Source organism: Dyadobacter jejuensis (assembly GCF_003149085.1).
In the GTDB taxonomy this organism is placed as follows: Bacteria; Bacteroidota; Bacteroidia; order Cytophagales; family Spirosomataceae; genus Dyadobacter; species Dyadobacter jejuensis.
The window spans coordinates 1-2,480 of the sequence record NZ_QGDT01000046.1 but is presented as its reverse complement, the minus strand read 5'-3'; the positions used below and the strand labels follow the sequence as shown (position 1 = coordinate 2,480).

Below are 2,480 nucleotides of genomic sequence, written 5' to 3'. Positions count from 1 at the left end.
CCACCGCTGGCCTGTAGTTTTTCCCAAACCTTTGAACGCGGCGATGGTGGTCTGATCATTAATAGCTCAATCGCTTTTGCCATTCCAGCCAGCCGGTTGGATATCGCTGCTTTTTTCAATACCCACTACCAAAAGCAATGGGTTTGCCTGTTAGAGGATGCCAATCGGCAAGCCTATATCCTAGGAAATGAGGAGCGTGGTTTAAGAATGGTCATGAGCCAGGGCATAGGCTCGACTAATAGCCACACCATAAGTTTATCGGGCAAATCGACCATTCCAGCTCTGATTCTGGAAACTTCCGTACAAGGTCTCGTCCTTGCTGAGCAGTTTCCGGATACCGATTTTAGTATCGATTATTCACTTGACTTTAATGGCTAATGGCATATTTCAGCAGCTTACAAAACTTTATTGACACTATTACCACCAGGTTCAACAAGCCTCGCAGGAGCCTAAATAATGAAGGGTTATTAAAGCAGGATATTGTAGAAGCCCTTAGCGATGTTGGTAAATATGCTGATGATGTGCGAGAAGAGTGTCAATCCCTTAATACCAGTCTAATTACTCGGAGTCTATCCATAACCGCTACTATCTATTTGGATGGTATAAGTGGTGATGATTCTCGGACCGGCACCTCGAACGATACTAATTCTGCAACAGGAAGAGTAAAAACATTACAAAGGGTAGCCCAGTTGCACAATTTCAAAACTCCTGAGTTGACAATTATATTAGTTGGTGCTCTTACCACTAGCATAGAGGTAACCTTAGAAATTCCGGTTGTTAATATTATAGTCTCCGCTCCTCTTAATTTTTCAAAACGTACTGTGACAAATTCCGGAATTATTGTTGGAGAAGGCACCAACAGCATAAGTTTTCGCAGTACCGAAGTTAATATACGAATCAATAGCCCTGTGACAGTAGAAGGCCATACCGGTAGTTCAGGTAATGGAAACCAGAGCTATTATCAGTTTGCCCAAGGAGCATTGAAGCTTCTTCCAAATGCTGAACTTGGCAACCCGTATCGATATGCACTTTTAAACATAGCGGGATCAAATACCATTACCCTTGGAAATAATACAGTTTGGGCCGTACCCGGTTCTACTGGCACTAATTCATATAGCTGGAATACACTTGCTAGATATCGCCGATCTGCGATTAATGGTGGTGCGGTCATTTTAGGCACAAATGCAATTGAGACATTGATGCAAGGAGATCGATGCTTGATAAGATCTTACACCCCATCGAATTCGACTGATGTCAATGTTTCAGATGGAGAGTTGGTTGCCGACACCAATTACCTATACCGTAAATCGGGAAGTACCATTAAGAAAATTGCTTGGTCCTCCTTTTAACTCAATCTATTATGAACACTTTGCAAAGAGTTGTAATCTCATCGTCGCCTGGCTACCCACAGGTGGTACGAAAAATTGTCGTGGTTGGAAAAAATGAAGATTATCGAAACGAGTCCGTAACTCTGATCTGTATGATAGAGCACTACGACCAAAACGACAATCGCCTGCAGGCTTTTAAAGCCATTGAGGTAAATCCATTTCTATTGATAGCCGACAATTCTAGCTATGTAAATTCAGAAACGGGTGGGCTCGTTTTTAAAGATTCCCAAGGCCAGTATCCTGCAGGTTCTGTACCCCAATACGATTGGTTGCGCCAGGCTGTCGAAAATGGTGCTAATCCCTTCCATATTGCGCAAGGAGCTATTATTGAAGCCGATTCACTTGGACGTTTTACCTAATGACACAATATCCCGATATCAGACTAAGAAAGTTTCTTGGTGTAGGCAAGCCAGATCTGTTCCAGGTCGTGGAGCCTTGTCAGTTTAAATTAATGAAAGGTATTGTTGTCGATATTCCTCCTGGATACCTGACCGACTTTGCCAGTGTACCCCAAATATTGTGGTCAGTTTTCCCACCACATGGCCGTATGGCCAATGCAGCGGTTCTTCATGATTATATGTATGACCATCGCCTTTTCGAAGACGAGCTGGGGTCGAGGTGCGCTAGGGTTTTGGCGGATACCTTGTTCCTTGAGAATATGTTTGCAGATAAGGTAAGTCGCCCTCAGGCCTATCTATACTATTATGCTGTTCGACTATTTGGGTCGAAGTGGTGGAAGAATTGAGATTTGGGTTAAGGTTAATACATACAGGTAGTCGCCATTGGTAGCTACCTGTTTTTTTGTCCTATTGATAACCGTTAAATGCCGCCAAGTTAGCATCGAGAAACTGTAACGAGACCGATGCTGCACCAACTTATTTCCGAAAAACTGGCCATGGAGCCCAAAATGCATGAGCGATTAGCCATGCTTGTTTTGGCCGGTAAATTAGACTTTACTTCCTTTTCTTCTCAACGGCAGCAGCCCTATTTCGCTTACGATGATGGCGGTTCGCGTAGTGCCTACCAACGCCTGGACAAAGTCGAATCCAAGGCAGGCCGCGTCGTGATCATTCCCCTTCAGGGTGCTATGTC

5 protein-coding genes are annotated in these 2,480 nt (G+C 43.9%); all 5 read left to right on the top strand.

Features of this window, described 5'->3' with window-relative positions; all coding sequences use genetic code 11:
• Window positions 1-378 (top strand): hypothetical protein (locus tag CLV98_RS23555; RefSeq protein ID WP_158281325.1); only part of this gene is annotated, 378 nt, incomplete at its 5' end.
• Window positions 378-1,349, top strand: a complete 972-nt coding sequence (locus tag CLV98_RS23075; protein ID WP_109678488.1) for a hypothetical protein — start codon at window positions 378-380, stop codon at window positions 1,347-1,349. The genes CLV98_RS23555 and CLV98_RS23075, both read left to right, overlap by 1 nt.
• A gap of 11 nt (window positions 1,350-1,360) precedes the next feature.
• Complete coding sequence (locus tag CLV98_RS23070) at window positions 1,361-1,747, top strand: hypothetical protein (protein WP_109678486.1); 387 nt, start codon at window positions 1,361-1,363, stop codon at window positions 1,745-1,747.
• A complete protein-coding gene (locus tag CLV98_RS23065) occupies window positions 1,747-2,133 on the top strand; it encodes a DUF1353 domain-containing protein (RefSeq protein WP_109678484.1) in 387 nt (128 codons plus the stop codon). The genes CLV98_RS23070 and CLV98_RS23065 overlap by 1 nt, the downstream gene beginning before the upstream one ends.
• A 117-nt stretch (window positions 2,134-2,250) precedes the next feature.
• Window positions 2,251-2,480 (top strand): hypothetical protein (locus CLV98_RS23060; protein ID WP_146202354.1); only part of this gene is annotated, 230 nt, incomplete at its 3' end.